The 16,598-nt window shown below is 45.1% G+C and carries 14 protein-coding genes; 7 read left to right on the plus strand and 7 right to left on the minus strand.

The genetic code is table 11. The features are described from left to right. Window positions 1-18 precede the first annotated feature (18 nt). Together R3P39_RS01170 and tmpT are read right to left on the minus strand one after the other, a co-directional pair. The gene (locus R3P39_RS01170) at window positions 19-2,295 is read right to left on the minus strand and encodes a CHRD domain-containing protein (protein WP_336565179.1); all 2,277 of its coding nucleotides are present in this window, start codon (window positions 2,293-2,295) and stop codon (window positions 19-21) included. 118 nt (window positions 2,296-2,413) lie between these two features. Beyond that, window positions 2,414-3,058, minus strand: a complete 645-nt coding sequence (gene tmpT / locus R3P39_RS01175) for a thiopurine S-methyltransferase (RefSeq protein WP_336565180.1) — start codon at window positions 3,056-3,058, stop codon at window positions 2,414-2,416. 168 nt (window positions 3,059-3,226) lie between these two features. Between tmpT and R3P39_RS01180 the strand changes: the two genes are divergently transcribed. Continuing rightward, window positions 3,227-5,083 (plus strand): choice-of-anchor I family protein, encoded by a 1,857-nt coding sequence (locus R3P39_RS01180; RefSeq protein ID WP_336565181.1) that lies wholly within the window; start codon window positions 3,227-3,229, stop codon window positions 5,081-5,083. A 76-nt stretch (window positions 5,084-5,159) separates the two neighbouring features. Here the strand turns inward: R3P39_RS01180 and R3P39_RS01185 are convergent, their stop codons facing one another. Beyond that, window positions 5,160-6,461 carry a methyl-accepting chemotaxis protein gene (locus R3P39_RS01185; RefSeq protein ID WP_336565182.1) on the minus strand — a complete coding sequence of 434 codons (1,302 nt, stop codon included), beginning with the start codon at window positions 6,459-6,461 and terminating at the stop codon, window positions 5,160-5,162. 601 nt (window positions 6,462-7,062) lie between these two features. Here R3P39_RS01185 and nudB point away from each other — a divergent pair. Further along, window positions 7,063-7,521, plus strand: a complete 459-nt coding sequence (gene nudB / locus R3P39_RS01190; RefSeq protein WP_336565183.1) for a dihydroneopterin triphosphate diphosphatase — start codon at window positions 7,063-7,065, stop codon at window positions 7,519-7,521. Window positions 7,522-7,551: 30 nt separating this feature from the next. Continuing rightward, window positions 7,552-8,670: an alanine racemase gene (locus R3P39_RS01195; RefSeq protein ID WP_336565184.1), complete on the plus strand. Its 1,119-nt coding sequence runs from the start codon at window positions 7,552-7,554 to the stop codon at window positions 8,668-8,670. Between the two features lie 80 nt (window positions 8,671-8,750). On the opposite strand, the gene R3P39_RS01200 is transcribed toward R3P39_RS01195, so the two are convergent. Continuing rightward, entirely contained in the window at window positions 8,751-9,245 is a 495-nt protein-coding gene (locus tag R3P39_RS01200) for a hypothetical protein (RefSeq protein WP_336565185.1), read from the minus strand. Between the two features lie 593 nt (window positions 9,246-9,838). On the opposite strand from R3P39_RS01200, the gene R3P39_RS01205 reads away from it, so the two are divergent. Together R3P39_RS01205 and R3P39_RS01210 are read left to right on the plus strand one after the other, a co-directional pair. Continuing rightward, window positions 9,839-10,789, plus strand: coding sequence for a slipin family protein (locus tag R3P39_RS01205; RefSeq protein WP_336565186.1), 951 nt, complete (start codon window positions 9,839-9,841; stop codon window positions 10,787-10,789). 5 nt (window positions 10,790-10,794) lie between these two features. Next, entirely contained in the window at window positions 10,795-11,247 is a 453-nt protein-coding gene (locus R3P39_RS01210; protein WP_336565187.1) for an NfeD family protein, read from the plus strand. Between the two features lie 324 nt (window positions 11,248-11,571). Here R3P39_RS01210 and R3P39_RS01215 read toward each other — a convergent pair whose 3' ends face one another. From R3P39_RS01215 to ahpC, 3 genes are all read right to left on the minus strand, one after another. Further along, entirely contained in the window at window positions 11,572-12,543 is a 972-nt protein-coding gene (locus R3P39_RS01215) for a transposase (protein WP_336565188.1), read from the minus strand. 216 nt (window positions 12,544-12,759) lie between these two features. Then, window positions 12,760-14,328: an alkyl hydroperoxide reductase subunit F gene (ahpF, locus tag R3P39_RS01220; RefSeq protein WP_336565189.1), complete on the minus strand. Its 1,569-nt coding sequence runs from the start codon at window positions 14,326-14,328 to the stop codon at window positions 12,760-12,762. Window positions 14,329-14,407: 79 nt separating this feature from the next. Then, window positions 14,408-14,977: an alkyl hydroperoxide reductase subunit C gene (gene ahpC / locus R3P39_RS01225; RefSeq protein ID WP_336565190.1), complete on the minus strand. Its 570-nt coding sequence runs from the start codon at window positions 14,975-14,977 to the stop codon at window positions 14,408-14,410. Between the two features lie 239 nt (window positions 14,978-15,216). Between ahpC and R3P39_RS01230 the strand changes: the two genes are divergently transcribed. Together R3P39_RS01230 and R3P39_RS01235 are read left to right on the plus strand one after the other, a co-directional pair. Next, window positions 15,217-15,636, plus strand: coding sequence for a DUF3429 domain-containing protein (locus R3P39_RS01230; RefSeq protein WP_336565191.1), 420 nt, complete (start codon window positions 15,217-15,219; stop codon window positions 15,634-15,636). Between the two features lie 92 nt (window positions 15,637-15,728). After that, window positions 15,729-16,577, plus strand: a complete 849-nt coding sequence (locus tag R3P39_RS01235; protein ID WP_336565192.1) for a GGDEF domain-containing protein — start codon at window positions 15,729-15,731, stop codon at window positions 16,575-16,577. Window positions 16,578-16,598 lie beyond the last annotated feature (21 nt).

Genomic DNA, 16,598 nt, shown 5'->3' on the forward strand with positions numbered 1-16,598 from the left:
AGGCCTGAATTTGGTGTTTTATTGAATTTGCCCGCGCAGCTCACCGCTTGGGTTGGCTGGGGTGTGAACGTTAACGTAATGACCGCCACTGGCAAGTACAGCAAAAATTTCTGCCGTTAATGCCGCATCAGCAGGTGCCATCCAGCGGTTAACATCACTTTGGCTTTGCTCTAGCCCCAACAATACCGGGCCATTTTCCCCGGCAAAGCCGGTATGAATATGTGCCATGGTAGCGTCTTCGACTCCTGACGTAAGTACCTGTAACTCTAGGGCAAAGTCGTTACGATTAACTAATGCATAGCCACTGCCCATGGCGGTGGTGGTTACCGCAGGCACTTCTTGTTCGCCACTTAAAGGAAACGCCACCAGGGTGTAGTTGTCGGTTAAAATCTGCCCACGCAGTTCACCACCGGTGTGTGCAGGAGTATGGACATTAACATAATGGCCACCGGATGCGAGCACCGCAAAGGTTTCAGCGTCAATGGTTAAGTTCTCTGGACTCATCCAGACATTCATGTCGTCACTGCTTTGCTCTAAACCAACCAGCACATCACCGTTCATGCCAATACGGCCGGTGTGTATGTGTGCTGCCGTGGCATCTTCCACACCCGAGGTGACTACGCGTAGCTCAACACCGTAGTTAGTTGTATTCACCAAGGCATAGCCATCGCCCGATCCCATGGTAGACACTGCAGGCACTTCTTGCTGGCCCGACAGCTTAAACGTGGCTAAGGCATAATTGTCGGTTAAGATTTGTCCGCGCAGCTCACCACTTGAGTTAGCTGGAGTATGCACATTAACGTAATGTCCGCCAGAGGCCAGCACTGCAAAGGTTTCAGCGTCAATGGTTAAGTTCTCTGGGCTCATCCAGACATTCATGTCCTCGCTGCTTTGCTCTAAGCCCACCAGTACATCGCCGTTCATGCCAATACGGCCGGTGTGTATGTGGGCTGCCGTGGCATCTTCTACACCCGAGGTCACTACACGTAATTCAATGCCATAGTTATTGGTGTTAACCAGTGCGTACCCATCGCCAGAAGCAGAAGTGCTCACCGCAGGGACTTCTTGGTCGCCGGCCAGCTTGAATGTAGCTAAGGCATAATTATCAGTTAAGATTTGTCCACGTAGCTCACCACTTGAGTTTGCTGGAGTATGCACGTTAACGTAATGTCCGCCAGAGGCAAGCACTGAGAACGTCTCAGCGTCAATCATGGTATTCTCTGGTGTCATCCAGACATTCATGTCGTCCATGCTTTGCTCCAGCGCAACCAGCACATCGCCGTTCATACCTACACGGCCAGTGTGAATATGAGCAGCAGACGCGTCTTCAACTCCCGAGGTGTTTACTCTTAGCTCTACTTCATAATCGTCGGTATTTACCAGTGCATAGCCTTCACCAGAGGCCATGGTGTTTATAGCTGGCACTTCTTGCTCGCCTGAGAGCTTAAAGGTTGCTAGAGCATAGTTATCGGTAACAATTTGGCCGCGTATTTCACCGTCTGGAAATTCTGGAGAATGAACGTTGACATAATGCCCTCCGGAAAGCAGCACGTTTAATGTCTCTTCATCAATCATGGTGCCTTCTGGTGTTACCCAGTCCGACATGACTTGGTCGTCTTGCTCTAGCACCACCAGCACATCACCGTTGGCGCCAATACGGCCAGTGTGAATGTGCGCTGCGCTGGCATCGTCCACTCCTGAAGTGACCGCACGAAGATATAACTCGCCACTAGTGCTGTCGTAGGCGGCATAGCCATCCCCCATGGCACTGGATTGGTTCATCGGCACTTGCTGCGCGGCGTTTAATTTAAAGGTAATAATGCTCGTGGTGTCTGGCACAATTTGTGCGCGTAGCTCACCATTTGGGAAGCGCTCGGTGTGTAGGTTAATGTACCAATCACCGTCTAACATATCTGCCATTAGCGCTTCTGAAAGCTCAGTTTCAGGAATGCTCACTTGGTTCTCACTGGCCGCTTCAAAAGCAAACGCCACATCACCATTTTCGCCTAGGTCGCCATCATGAATGTGTGCAGCACTAAAACCTTCCACACCATCGTAATCCAAAGTAGCGCGGAACTGCATTAAGTTCTCGTCCAGCTCAACGCTGGCAGTGGCCGTTTGCATGGAATCGTTCATGGGTACTTCTTGCTTGCCGCTTAGGGTTAGCTCGAAGGTTTTAGTCGCTGAAAACTCAGGGGCCGGTGGCGGCGTTGGTGGGGTTACGGTTACGTCGTCATCGCTATCACTGCATGCTGCTAGCAGCATCAGGCTAGCGCTTACTATATACTTTTTCATTATACTCATCCTGTAGATTCGATTAAAAAGGATGACTTTTTAGTCATCCTCTCAAACCCTACGGGAGGTAATGAACAAAAGTTCATCAAAATAATAATAAATTTTATTACCACTTTAATTATTTTGTTGCTGGGCTCAGCAGCCAAACACTTTCCTCAGCCTCTTTTAATCCTTTAAGGCCACCTTCTACCGGAGCTCGGGCCAATAAGTCTAGCTGGTAATGGGGGTGATAGTAGTCCGTCACCATGCTCGGCATAATGGCAAAAGGAGGACCCGACATGGCGGTTTGATCATATTCAAAGCAAATCAGCAGTTGCTTTGCGTTATTGCTTAACCGCATTAACTGTTTGCTGTAAGCCGCTCTCATGGTGTCGGGTAATGCCACCAGCGCCGCCCTATCGTAAATCGCGTCTATGGACTGAATTTGCTCGGGGGTTAAGGTAAAGAGATCGCCCACAAAAACACACAGATTGCCGTATTGGTATTGTTTATGTTCGCCACAGGTGGTGACGTGGGGATTGAGTCCTAACTCTTGAAATAACGCCACTATAGCCGACTCGTTCAGCTCGACGCCCACGACCTCATGACCTCGAGATAAGAACCAGCTTATATCTAGGCTTTTACCACATAATGGCACCAATATTCTGCTATTTGCTGCTAAGTTTAACTTTTCACCAAAACTGGCCAGCATTCGATTTACCTTGCCTTCGTGGAAACCTATGTCGCCCTTTTCCCACATTTGATGCCAAAACTCTGCTTCCATCTTTTTCTCCTTTAACGTTTCTGAACCAGCACTGTAAAACCTCAAGCTTACTATAGGTCAAGTGGGTATTTTCAAATTCTCGCAATAATTTTGACAACTTGCTGCCACATCAAAGTCATCTCAATGTGATTAAGTACCAGCAACGATAATAATATGCAGGAAATCACCATGTTTAAACATTCAGTTATTGCTTTAGCGCTGTCTTCTTTATTAGTGGGTTGTTCACTGGACGGAGACGATGGCGCTCCAGGACCGCAAGGGCCTCAAGGTAATGCCGGCGTCGATGGCAGCAATGGCCAAAATGGCGTTGATGGCCAAAACGGCAGCGATGGTGCCGACGGTCAAGATGGTCAGGACGGCGTTGATGGCAAAGATGCCAACAGCCGATTGAATATCAACCTTATTGGTCGCGCCGTATTAAACGCACAAAGCCCTGAAGGCGCAGCAGAAATTGTCGCTTATCAGGCTTCTAAGCAGTGGATATATGCCATTAATAGCTCTGGCGATGCCGCAGTGGTGGATATTATCCCGGCGACAAGCTTTGATAGCGCCGCCTTGGTGAAAAACAATCAAGGGGTGATCACAGCAACCAACCTCAACTCAGCCATCACCCTTGAGCTCAACGCCAACACGCCCGGAGAGGCCAACAGCATCGCCATTGATGAAAATAACCAATTACTAGCGGTGGCCATGGCGGCAAAAACCACAGGTGAAAATGGCCAGATTGCGTTTTACGACATCTCAGGCGAAACGCCTAGCTTTATTAAAAACGTTATGGTTGGCGCTTTGCCAGATATGGTGACCTTTAGCCACGATGGCAACAAGGTGGTCGTGGCTAACGAGGGCGAGCCTGCAGGGGATTACAGTGTTGACCCCGAAGGCAGCATCAGTGTTATTGATATCAATAATGGTGTTATTAGCAATACTGCCATCCAAATCGATTTTACCGTTTTTAATGGCCAACAAGCTGAACTAGAAGCAAAAGGCATGGTGTTTGCCAATCCGACCGGCCGCACCATTAATGGCAAGCTTATCAATACCACGGTGGCGATGGACCTTGAACCTGAGTACGTCAGTATTTCTAAAGATAACCGCTATGCTTACGTTTCTATTCAAGAAAACAATGGCCTAGCAGTAGTTGATTTAAGCGATAACAGCCTCTCTTTAATGGGTCTTGGCTTTAAAGATTGGTCCAATTTAGTGATGGATGCGTCTGACAAAGACGGTAAAATAAACCTCAAACAATACCCTGGTCTGTACGGCATGTATCAGCCCGATACGATTTCAAGTTACACCTGGAAAGGTGCAAACTTTATTGTGACGGCAAACGAAGGGGACGGTCGCGAGTACTTTTTCGACGCCACAGATGCAGCTGATTGTACAGCCAAAGGCGGCCTTGACTATGATGCAGACGATGGCTGTCTTGCTTATATTGATGAGTCACGCACTGAAGATTTAACTCTTGCCAGCAATTTCGCTTATTTGAACAATGATGACGACGACATTGGTCGCTTAAAAGTCACCACTGTAAAGGGGGATGACAATAATGATGGCCAATATGAAACACTATATACCTATGGCGCGCGTTCTTTCACTATTTGGGATAGCAATGGCTTAGTGGTATTCGACTCCGGTGATGACATGGAGCGCATCACGGCATCCGTGCACGGTGCCAGCTTCAATAACGACGAAGATGAAAACGAAGGCGACACTCGCTCAGACGCGAAAGGCCCAGAGCCTGAAGCATTAGCACTCGGTGAAGTTGGCGACCGTACGTTTGCCTTTATTGGTCTTGAGCGAATGGGTGGGATCATGGTGTATGACATTACCAACCCTTATGATGTTCAGTTTGAAGATTACTTTTATAACCGTGGGGTGATTGAGGGCGAAGACATTAGCGGAGACCTAGCCCCAGAAGGGATGCGCTTTATCCCCGCCGCACAAAGTGCCACCGGCGAAGCGTTATTGGTGATCGGAAATGAAATTTCCGGCTCTGTTGCCGTGTGGCAAATCGCAGAAAAATAATCATTATCGAACCCTATGTGGCGCGAAGCAATTTGCGCCACACTTTTATCAAGCCACACCTTAATCAATTGATGATTTAGCGCTCTAGTAAGGTCCGTATTGTGTCTGAAAGCTGCTCAGCGCTGGTTCTTATCTCGGTCATCACATCACTTACTGCGTGAATATTTTCTAAGCCGTGCTCTGTACTTTCCGATACCAACTTCATCATGTCATTCACTTGATTAGTCAGTACTTCGTTGTTCTTGACGACCTCATTAATTTCATCGGTTGAGGTTGTTGTTCTAGCCGCAAGGTTTCTAACCTCATCTGCTACCACCGCAAAACCGCGACCTTGTTCCCCTGCTCTTGCCGCTTCAATTGCTGCATTAAGAGCTAACAAATTGGTTTGCTCCGCGATAGCACTGATAGTAGATACGATTGCAGAGATCTCTTTTGATTGCTCGTTGAGCTGCATTATTAGGTTAGAGGCATCGAGCACCTTTTTACTGGTCGTGCTTGCTTCATCCACAGCATCAGCTAATTGTATTACCGCGTCTTTTGCAGTCTCTTCAGTCTTTTCTGATGTTTGTTGGGCAATCAATGTTGCCTCTTTGATTTGCTCGGCATTTTCAACACGTGATGTTATATCGGTTGCAAATTTGATGACTTTTTCAACTCGCCCATCACTGTCAAAAATAGGGTTGTATGTGGCTTCTATCCAGGCGTCACTGCCGTTTTTACATACTCTTTGAAAACGGCCAGACTTATGCTCGCCACGCGCTAGCTCTTGCCAAAAGTTGGGATGTTGCTGATAAAAGGATTCTGTGCAGAATATTTTATGATGTTGCCCTTTGACTTCTTGCTCGGTGTAACCCATCAGGTTAAGAAAGTTTTGATTCGCAGTTACGATTGTACCATCTGGCATAAACTCAATAGTGGCCATTGATTTATCTAACGCTTTTGCCAACGCTTGTTGCGCTGCTAACTGCTGCTTTTCTTTAGTAATATCCGAAGCTATCTTTACTACTTTGGTAACAATGCCATTTTCTGCTATTGGGAAATAGGTAGCGTCGAGCCATATGACCTCGCCATCCTGTTTTATACGCTCAAAATGACCAAACTTCGCTGTGCCTTTTTTGAGGTCTTGCCAAAAGGCGCGATACTCTGCCGTCTTGGCGTAACTGGGTAGACAAAAAATACGATGATGCTGACCAAGCACTTGTTCTTGGCGATAGCCCACCGCAGCTAAAAATAAGTCATTCACGGCGATGATTTCACCATCTGGTGTAAACTCAATCTTCGCAACGCAATTTTCAACAGCTTTAATAAATGCTTTTGCATCATTTAACTCTTTGACTAGCGCCTGTGTTTCAAGGGGCTGCTTTCTAAATATGTTCACACGCTATCCCAACGTAAAATTACGAAAAAAGTATTACACACAAACTAGCCATCAGCAACTAATTATAGATAAAACCCAGAATTAAAGCGTTATTTTTCACAAGTAGTTAGGTCAATTCCGAGCCATTTTGAATAAGCTTGATAGAAGAGATAAAAGACACCCACTTTAAAGTGCTGGCAAAGAATAAAAGAAGAGTTAAAGATAGAAAATTTAATAAGACACTGACCTCGAGTTTAGGTTCGAGTTAAATAAGTTAGGAAGACAACCACCTCCCCCCTCATCGAATAAAAAAACTGCAATTAAGACAAATACCAAAAATAAATGTTTACAACTGATAAACAATAAATTAGCATTGTTTTGTTCCATTGAGACAATCCCTGATTGGATATTTAACCGTCACAATTGGACTCCCGAGAAGTAGAGCTTGCTGACTAGGATGTTGGCATTATTGGGATTTCCTTGGCACGGCTTGTTGCTATTGGAGTTTTTATGCAGGCCAGGTTGGCCTGCTTTTTTCGTTGTTGATGACATTGGATAAGGCTTGCTCAGCACTAACGACCTAGTTACACTTGTACCTGCGTTTCTTAAACTTAAGTGAATAATGTCTGTACTAAGAAAACCTTTCTCAGTCCTCGTTGTTATTTATAATGACGCAGGACGATTTCTATTGCTGCAGCGGGCCGACGACCCAAACTTTTGGCAATCGGTAACAGGAGGAATAGACGAAGGTGAAACACCGTTACAAACGGCTTATCGAGAGCTGAAGGAAGAAACGGGTATTGACTGCCATGCTCTAAACCTATCGCTCACGGATCATCAAAGAACGCACCATTATGAAATTCGCCCACAATGGCGACATCGTTATCAACCAGGGAGTTTGATAAACACCGAACATGTTTTTAGCGTTAAGGTGCCCAATTCAATCACCATCACGCTAGCAGCTGCTGAACACCTCCAATTTGAATGGTTAAGCGCCGCTGAAGCTCATCAACGCGCATGGTCGGACAGTAATAAAATGGAAATTATGCAGTTATCTTCTGGCTTATTTATAGCTGAGTAGATTTCAATTTATTATGACAGGAGAAATACAATGCTCCCCACCTTTCAAACGCTTGAGACGCCCTGTTTACTGGTAGATAAGGTCGCTTTTTTACATAACATATCAATGCTGGAGTCACACTTGGACCACTTTGAGGTCGCCTTTCGCCCACACCTTAAAACCGTCAAATCCATCGATGCCGCCAGCTATATCACACAGCCTAACGGTGGCTGTACCGTTTCTACCTTAAAAGAAGCTGAAGTATTTTCCGCAGCTGGATATAAGGATTTCACTTATGCAGTTGGTATTACTGAAGATAAATTACCTCGTGTGCTCGACCTAATTAATCAAGGTAGCCGAGTGACCATTTTGCTCGATAGCCTTGCACAAGCTCAATTTATGCACCGTTTTTGTGAGCAACAAGACTGCACAATCCCATGCTTAATAGAAATAGACTGTGACGGTAAACGCGCGGGGCTGAATGCCAGTGATAAGAGTCTTATTGCGATTGCAAAAATACTTGCAAACAAAGGGTTATATCAAGGTTTACTCACACATGCTGGCGGCGCTTATAGCTGTACCAGTAAAGAAGAAGTAGCACAATTTGCTGAACGCGAGCGCAGTGCTGTAGCAACTGCGGCCAAACTGCTTGAAAATGCCGGCATAGCCACCTCGATTACCAGTATTGGTTCTACCCCAACCGCCCTTTGCACAGAAAACCTCGACGGTATTTCTGAGGTTCGAGCCGGTGTCTATCCGTTTTTTGATTTGGTGATGGCTGGAGTGGGTGTCTGTGATATTGAAGATATTGCGTTATCGGTGTTAACTCGCGTAACTGGGGTGCATAGCCAAGATAAGCGTTTGTTTATTGATGCCGGTTGGATGGCTCTTTCTCGAGACCGTGGTACGGCGTCACAACAATACGATTGTGGCTATGGCCTAGTATGTGACGCGCAAGGTACTCTTATTCCAGGTTTAAAGGTAGTTAGTGCGAGTCAAGAACATGGCATTATAGAGTGCGAGCCTGGTTTTCCATTACCCGATATTCAACACGGAGAGTTGCTGCGGATATTGCCAAACCACGCCTGTGCAACCGCCGCTCAGCACCAAGGTTACCATGTTTATAGTCACGATGAAGTGACATATTGGCCACGATTTACCGGCTGGTAACAGCATTGAGTAATACTTTAGCCAGCTGTGGGAGAAAAGCTGTAAACACATTAAACCTGCAGTTTTTTCTTAAGTAAGCATTAATTACTCAGCTTTAAAGATGAGATAGTCTGCTTTATTAGTTGTTTAATTTGCGGATGATCTTGCTCTGGTAAAAAATTCAGGTGCGCATTTAAAAACTCAGGTTGTTGATACAGCTTATTGAGGGCAACATTTATGCTCCTTAAAAACGCTTCGCTGTGACTATGCTTGTTGCACATGAGATGGCCAATGCTGGACTTTGGCGCACCAGCCACCGTGTAGGCTTGGTACATAGCTTGATTATTTTTGCCATAACGCAACACTTCCACGGGAAAAGCCAAGATAAAATCCACTCTTCGCGATTCAAACATACGATGGGTGGTTTCGTAGTAACTGCTTCCACCTCTGAAAGTTTTATTTTTGCTATCGAGTGCCGCTAGAGCTTGATCATAAAAAACTCCATACGAGATAGTGTCGGAGATCACCAGTAGTTTGTCCGGATAAGCTTGAAAAAGCTTTTCGAGAGAAATGATTTCGCCGTCTTCATTTAGCACCTCCTTTGATAGGGGCGGTAAGCTTGCGTGTTGGTATAGCCGCCTGCTTATATATATATTTACTGGTTGACTGAACATATACTTTGCTTCCCGCTGGGTGTTTTTCACTTTGTTTAAGGTACACGCAGCGAAGCGACTAGAGTCTAAAGCTATCAAGGTACGATTATAACTGCCACCAATGAATTCGATATCAACGCTGTTTAACCTTGAGAAAAGTAAATAGTTGGTCGCCGCAGCAATATTTTGTGGCTGAGCCTTATTGGAGAGCACCGCAAGATCCTCCTCATCATCCAAGTAAATACGGATCGAAATGGGCTCAGCGTATACCGACCAAGCAGTAAGACAATATAGTGACACTATCCATGTTATACGAAGAACGTATTTTATAGTAGACACATTGGAGCCGCTGACTTTGCTAAATATTAACTAAAATTTAGTTCAATGCTGGTTGCTTGTAAAAGTTCGCAGCATTATTGGCCTGATAGGATGGTTTTAGAAAATACTAACCGTCTGGTTACGATAGCTTTTTTATATTGATTATTCTATATTAGGAACGGGCAAAAAATTATGCCTTGTATTTTAGGAGTTTTAACATGGATCCAGTCACACTTATTTTTCAATACTTGCTCACTATTGAAGCCTTCTTATTGGTTTTAGTTATTGTCACATTAAAAGGCAGTATCAAGTTTGTGCCGCAAAACCGCGCATGGCTAATAGAGCGCTTTGGCAAATATCAATCGACCAAAGAAGCGGGTTTAAACTTTATTGTTCCTTTTATCGATCGCGTAGCAGCTGATCGCAGCCTTAAAGAGCAGGCGGTAGATGTGCCATCGCAGTCGGCCATCACCAAAGATAACATTTCGCTGATAGTCGATGGCGTATTGTATTTTCGTGTTATGGATCCCTACAAGGCCACTTATGGCGTCGACGATTACATCTTTGCCGTAACACAGTTGGCGCAAACCACCATGCGTAGTGAACTTGGCAAGATGGAGCTCGATAAGACCTTTGAAGAGCGTGACCTGCTAAACACCAACATTGTGACGGCCATCAATGCTGCTTCTGATCCCTGGGGGATCCAGGTACTGCGTTATGAGATCAAAGACATAGTGCCTCCTAATTCTGTAATGGAAGCCATGGAAGCGCAAATGAAAGCCGAGCGGGTAAAACGTGCACAAATTCTTGAGTCTGAAGGTGATCGTCAAGCTGCCATCAATGTTGCCGAAGGTAAAAAGCAAGCACAAGTCCTTGCCGCTGAAGCGGAGAAAGCGGAGCAAATCCTAAGCGCTGAAGGTGAAGCAAAAGCCATTTTAGCAGTTGCAGAAGCCCAAGCAGACGCCTTGCGCAAGGTAGGTGAAGCGGCTAATACCGAAGAAGGCCAAAAAGCCATTCAATTGGATTTGGCCACCAAAGCAATAACGGCCAAAGAAGCCATCGCCAAAGAGTCTTCTGTGGTCCTGCTACCAGAAAATGGCACCGATCCAAGTTCTTTAGTAGCGCAGGGGATGTCTATCATTAATTCGCTGAATAAAAAACAAGGCTAGTCACCATGGAACTACTACTCGATTATTTACCGCAAACCCTTGTCGTGCTGGGTATTGCCTGCTTAATTGTTGAAGTGGTGGTTCTTGGCTTTGCCACCTTTGTGTTATTTTTCCTGGGGATGTCATTGGTGATCAGTGGCGGCCTCATGTACGCAGATGTCCTTGAGGCATCATGGCTAACCGCTTTGTGGTTTAATGCGCTCGTCACCACTTTATTGGCAGTATTTCTTTGGAAGCCCTTAAAGCGCACGCAAGAAACCTCTGATAATAAAGAAGTTCACAGTGACTTTGCCGAACTGACGTTTACTCTTGAAAAAGATCTTAATGCCGATAGCCGCACCTTTCATAGTTACTCTGGTGTTGCTTGGCAACTAAAAAGTAAACAGCCAATTGCTGCAGGTACAGAGGTCAAAGTAGTAAAAAAAGAAGTCGGAGCCTTTTGGGTAGAGCCTGTATGAGGTAATAACACTGTTGCAGGGATTAGTTAACGACTTCCTAAAAAAGGTGCTATACCTTCCAAAGTTATATAGACACCCACTGCAAATAATGGAAATAAAAATCAACTTCCTAGAATTTCGACTTAGCAAAAGTTATCTGGACACCCACTACAAGCAACACTAATTTGCAAAGTAAGTTGGTTTAACAATTAGTTTTGTCGAAAAATATAGCCATTACATATAGAAAGTAACTTGCACACTACCCAAACAGTACTTCTTTGATTAGTAGATACTTAGGGTGTGAGTAATCTAGCCACAGACTGTAAACTGAGTATGCTTGGCTTGTTATGCAAGTAGACGTTCAGAGTTTTTAATATCTTTTCGTCGTTTTTTACTCATGGTTTCGCAATAGCTGGTGATTGCTTGTGGCCGGCCTGCAGCGCCATGAAATACATGGGAAAACTGCGTTGTGAGTTTAGCCCAATTCTCGGGTTCAATGTTTAACCTTGCAAGAATGGGTTGTGTTTCGTCGATGTACCCGGCTTTATCGCTCCGTATGCTTTGCCCTGTTAATTCAATTAGCTCCAAGTAATACTCGAATTCAAAGGGAATTCCTTTCGTCATGTGTTTTTTAGGGTTTCCGGCAAAACGCAATAAACTGCTTGGCTGCTTACCATGCTTTGCATGCTCGATGCGTTTTTTAATGCTGGTGTAATCTGAAGTTTCAGGTGTTTTGGCCATGTCAGCACGAATAGGATTCAAGTCTACATATGCCATACAAGCGGCAAGTGCGGCTTCATCGAGTAATGCTTGTGACTTAAATCGCCCTTCCCAAAAGCGCCCTTTACAGCCATCTTCTTTATTTGCTCTTCGAGCAATGTCTTCATTGAGTACACGCATAAACCAACTGATACTCGCCAGCCTTTCCCTGTATTGACTGATTTGCACAGCAAGCATGACGCGCTCTGACTCATTGAGAGCCTCACCATTGATAAACTTGTTCGTGAGCCAACTTCCTTTATATAGCTTATGCCAACGCATAACTATGGCCCTATCTGACAAGCGTTTTGCTTTGTTATCATCGACATACAGAACAATATGAGTGTGGTTGCTCATCACGGCATAAGCACAAACATCAATGCAAAAAGCATTGGCCAGAAGTAAGAGCTTTTGTTCCACCCAATTGCGGCGGTGCTCATAAGATTTGCCAGTGACCATGTCTTTACCACACAAGTAGGCTTGCCTTACGCAGCGAGAAATACAGTGGTAGTACTTGGTATCGGCTAAACTGATCTGTCTTTTTCTGGCTGTTGCCATGGTGATGTCTCCTCAATCCTTGAGTACATAGCTAACAGTAGACAAGTTTTCGAAAAGGAACAAATTAGAGGTGGGTGTCTAAATAAAAGCTTTTCAACTTAACGCTAAACATAACAAGTAAAAAAAGCCACGCATTTGCGTGGCTTTGGAGCATTGCATGGGTGTATTATCAAATGGCTCGCATTTGATGTTGCAATGATTCTTTCCGTTAATGAGTTAAGCGGCTTGCTCGTCTTCTTGTCCTGAGCGGATCAAGTGGTCAAAAGCACCTAGGCTTGCCGTTGCTCCAGCCCCCATTGCAATAATAATTTGCTTAAATGGTGTGGTAGTGGCATCTCCGGCGGCAAACACGCCTGGAACATTGGTGGCGCCTTTGTCATCAATTTCTATTTCACCAAAGCGGTTTAATGTCACAGCGCTTTCTTTTAACCACTCTGTGTTTGGTACTAAGCCAATTTGAACAAAAATGCCAGCAAGCGTTAGTGACTTTGCCTTGCCTGTCACACGGTCAGTGTAATTAAGCCCGGTGACTTTATTGCCATCCCCTACCACTTCTGTGGTTTGGGCATTTTTAATAATCGTCACATTGGCAAGGCTCTTAGCTTTTTTGATCAAGACTTCATCGGCTCTTAAGCTGTCAGCAAACTCCAATACCGTAACGTGCTCAACAATGTTCGCAAGGTCTATGGCCGCCTCAATTCCTGAGTTACCACCGCCAATCACTGCAACCGGCTTGCCTTTAAATAACGGGCCATCGCAATGTGGGCAATAAGCAACGCCGCGACCTTTGTATTCAGCCTCGCCTGGCACATTCATGCTTCTCCAGCGAGCGCCGGTGGCTAATACCACCGATTTGGCTTTGAGAACTGCGCCGTTTTCCAGTGTAATGTCTAGGGTGTCCCCTTTGGTAATACCAGCAGCGCGCTGGTTTTTCATTACATCGACCTGATACTCATTAACATGCTCTTCAAGCTGAGCGACAAGCTTAGGCCCTTCGGTTTTCTGCACTGAAATAAAGTTTTCAATTCCGAGTGTATCGGCTACTTGACCACCAAAACGATCAGCCACTACCCCAGTATTCAATCCCTTACGAGCGGAATAAATTGCAGCGGAAGCGCCAGCGGGCCCGCCTCCCACAACCAGAACGTCGAACACGTCTTTGTCATTAAGTTTGGCCGCTTGCTTTTCGCCCGCTTTACTGTCTAATTTAAGGAGGATGTCCGCCAATGTTACCGCGCCTTGACTAAACTGCTCGCCATTAAGATACACCGTTGGCACAGCCATGATATTGCGCTCATCCACTTCTTGCTGGAACAAAGCACCATCAATCATAGTGGCTTTAACATTAGGGTTTAGCGCCGCCATGAGGTTTAGCGCCTGCACCACTTGCGGGCAAGTTTGGCAACTTAATGATATATAAACCTCGAAATTAAGCGGCCTATCGATAGTGGCAATTTGCTCAAGCTCATCGGCACTGGCTTTAGTTTCATGACCGCCTGAGTGCAATAGTGCCAACACTAGGCTGGTGAACTCATGCCCCATAGGCACACCGGAAAAGGTGATCTCACTTCCAGACTGCACACCTTTTACCACCATTTGTGGAATGCGTTCAGCCCCTTCAGCTTTGGTTACTGTAATTTTTTCACTTAGCGTTGCTAAGTCTTCAGCCAAGCTTTTTAGCTCTTGCGATTTTTTACTGTCATCAACAGCTATGCTCAGTTCAATCGGGTGTTGTAGAGAGCTAAAGTGGCTTTGTAATTGAGTTTTAATTTGATTGTCTAACATGTCGGGAAACCCTCTAAGTAAAAATTCGCAAAAACTAAATTAAGTAATGTGGAGCGCGCGAGGCGCTCCGTTTGGCTATTTAGATTTTGCCAACTAGGTCTAGTGAAGGTGCTAATGTTTCTTCACCTGGCTGCCAAGATGCTGGGCAAACTTCGCCATCGTGCTGAGCGATGTATTGTGCCGCCTGCACTTTACGAACCAGCTCTTTGGCGCTACGGCCGATGCCTAAGTCGTGGGTTTCAACTACTTTGATTTCACCTTCTGGGTTAATTACAAAAGTACCGCGTAATGCTAGGCCTTCTTCTTCAATCATCACACCGAAGTTGCGAGTGATTTTGCCAGTTGGGTCGCCAATCATTGGGAACTGGATTTTCTTGATGGTTTCAGAGGCATCGTGCCATGCTTTGTGCGTGAAGTGGGTGTCTGTTGAAACTGAGTACACTTCAACGCCCATTTCTTGAAGCTGTGCATAGTAGTCTGCAAGGTCGCCTAGCTCAGTTGGGCAAACAAACGTGAAGTCTGCTGGATAAAAGAATACGATTGACCATTTACCAAGTAGGCTTTTTTCTGATACATCAATAAAATCACCATTGTGATACGCGGTTGCATTGAATGGTTTGATTGTTGTGTTGATTAATGAATTGCTCATTGTTTTCCTCACTATGGTTTAGTTTGAATTAAGTTAGCGAGTCATCTCGCCTTGGCTTGATTACTAAGATAAGGAATGCTGAGCTTTAAATAAAACAGATTGTTTGGATTGTGGTAATCGAAAAAACTGATTACCTAACTTTGTCATGGGAAATAAGTGATCACAGAAGGCCCCTTTGCGGTATAAATGCCTAACAGATAAGGTATGATCACCTTGCAATCTAACTGCTGAGAGAATTTATGCACCCCTACTTCAATCATATTCAATTGGGATACCTAGGTTTTTTACCTTTTTTAGCCTGTATCGCTGGCACGCTGATGCTCGGTGCCACCAGTGAAATCCTCAATGCTTTTGTGTTTTACAGTTTAGGCATTTTAGCCTTTATGGCTGGCAGTTTGTGGCGCGCAGGCGAGCAAAGTCAAAGCCATGCCATCCTAGCCGTATTAGTGGTGATCCCCTACCCATTGATCAGCGCGCTGGCGCCACAGTGGCTCTTATCTTACTTAGCGGTGGCTTACTGGATTGTGTATGGCATCGAGCGCGCCATGCCGCGCTGGCAAGACTACCATAAAGATTATTGTAAGATGCGCACGGTATTAACCTCGTTGGTGTTTGTCAGTCACTTATTTATGATTTCGCAAGCATTAGAATTAACATAATAGGTGCTTACAACCAGTGAAACGTTTACTGATTGCCTTAACTTAGCTATACCTAAGATTACCTAGTCACGATTTTCGTCGACCTCGATGCCATGAAATATTACTTTCCGCTGTTGTTTATTTGGCTTATTGTTGCCGCTCTGCTGTGGCTGCAGTGGTCCATTGGGGTCGGACATTTTGAAAGTTATGAAGAAGTCATTTGGCTAGGCTTATCACTCACTTTACTTCGGATTATGCTCTATACCATAAGTAACCGCTTGATAAAAATCGCCATTGCCATTTACACAGCGGGGCTCGCCTTAGATGTTGCTGAAGATTTCTATGCAGGCCAAACCATTTCCTTGTTTTTGTTAGATACTTCCCTGAAAAACATTGGTTTTCTGCTGCTCAGTTACAGCCTTTTTGGGCTCTTTAAAAAACAAAAACAGATTAACCAAGAGTTGCAACAAGAGATTGTCAAACGCAAAGAGCTTGAAGCAAAAATGCACTATGAAGCCAACCATGATGCCATGACCGGTGTTGGCAGTCGCAAGTCTTGCTTTGAACATTTGCGCGACCACAGCTTCGACAATCAGTGGCTGCTGTATTTGGATCTCGATAACTTTAAACAAGTGAACGACACTCATGGTCACCACGCAGGCGATCAGGTATTAGTGCAATTTTGCGACAATATGCGGGCATTTTTTGGTGATAAGCAAGGCTTTCGGATTGGCGGTGATGAATTTATCGCGTTTGCCGATGGCGCTCGCCCCAAATTAGATGATGTAAGAGCGGCACTGATGAAGGGATTAGAAGATTACGACATCAATGTCAGTGTCGGCGTTGTCAGAGTCGAGCCTGGCCAGCCGCCCGATGTAATCATCCATGCGGCAGATGAAAAAATGTACCGTGACAAAAGCGGTAAAAATGTCCGCTCTAGCATTCGCAACTCTTCTGACTGAAATTAAAAAAACACTAGGTTC

The sequence above is a fragment of the Pseudoalteromonas sp. UG3-2 genome, from assembly GCF_037120705.1.
Taxonomy (GTDB): domain Bacteria; phylum Pseudomonadota; class Gammaproteobacteria; order Enterobacterales; family Alteromonadaceae; genus Pseudoalteromonas.

Excerpts from the sequence above, each read along its gene's own strand:
- R3P39_RS01170 (WP_336565179.1), bottom strand. The coding sequence starts at position 2,295 with ATGAAAAAGTATATAGTAAGCGCTAGCCTGATGCTGCTAGCAGCATGC.
- tmpT (WP_336565180.1), bottom strand. The coding sequence starts at position 3,058 with ATGGAAGCAGAGTTTTGGCATCAAATGTGGGAAAAGGGCGACATAGGT.
- R3P39_RS01180 (WP_336565181.1), top strand. The coding sequence starts at position 3,227 with ATGTTTAAACATTCAGTTATTGCTTTAGCGCTGTCTTCTTTATTAGTG.
- nudB (WP_336565183.1), top strand. The coding sequence starts at position 7,063 with ATGTCTGTACTAAGAAAACCTTTCTCAGTCCTCGTTGTTATTTATAAT.
- R3P39_RS01195 (WP_336565184.1), top strand. The coding sequence starts at position 7,552 with ATGCTCCCCACCTTTCAAACGCTTGAGACGCCCTGTTTACTGGTAGAT.
- R3P39_RS01205 (WP_336565186.1), top strand. The coding sequence starts at position 9,839 with ATGGATCCAGTCACACTTATTTTTCAATACTTGCTCACTATTGAAGCC.
- R3P39_RS01210 (WP_336565187.1), top strand. The coding sequence starts at position 10,795 with ATGGAACTACTACTCGATTATTTACCGCAAACCCTTGTCGTGCTGGGT.
- R3P39_RS01215 (WP_336565188.1), bottom strand. The coding sequence starts at position 12,543 with ATGGCAACAGCCAGAAAAAGACAGATCAGTTTAGCCGATACCAAGTAC.
- ahpF (WP_336565189.1), bottom strand. The coding sequence starts at position 14,328 with ATGTTAGACAATCAAATTAAAACTCAATTACAAAGCCACTTTAGCTCT.
- ahpC (WP_336565190.1), bottom strand. The coding sequence starts at position 14,977 with ATGAGCAATTCATTAATCAACACAACAATCAAACCATTCAATGCAACC.
- R3P39_RS01230 (WP_336565191.1), top strand. The coding sequence starts at position 15,217 with ATGCACCCCTACTTCAATCATATTCAATTGGGATACCTAGGTTTTTTA.
- R3P39_RS01235 (WP_336565192.1), top strand. The coding sequence starts at position 15,729 with ATGAAATATTACTTTCCGCTGTTGTTTATTTGGCTTATTGTTGCCGCT.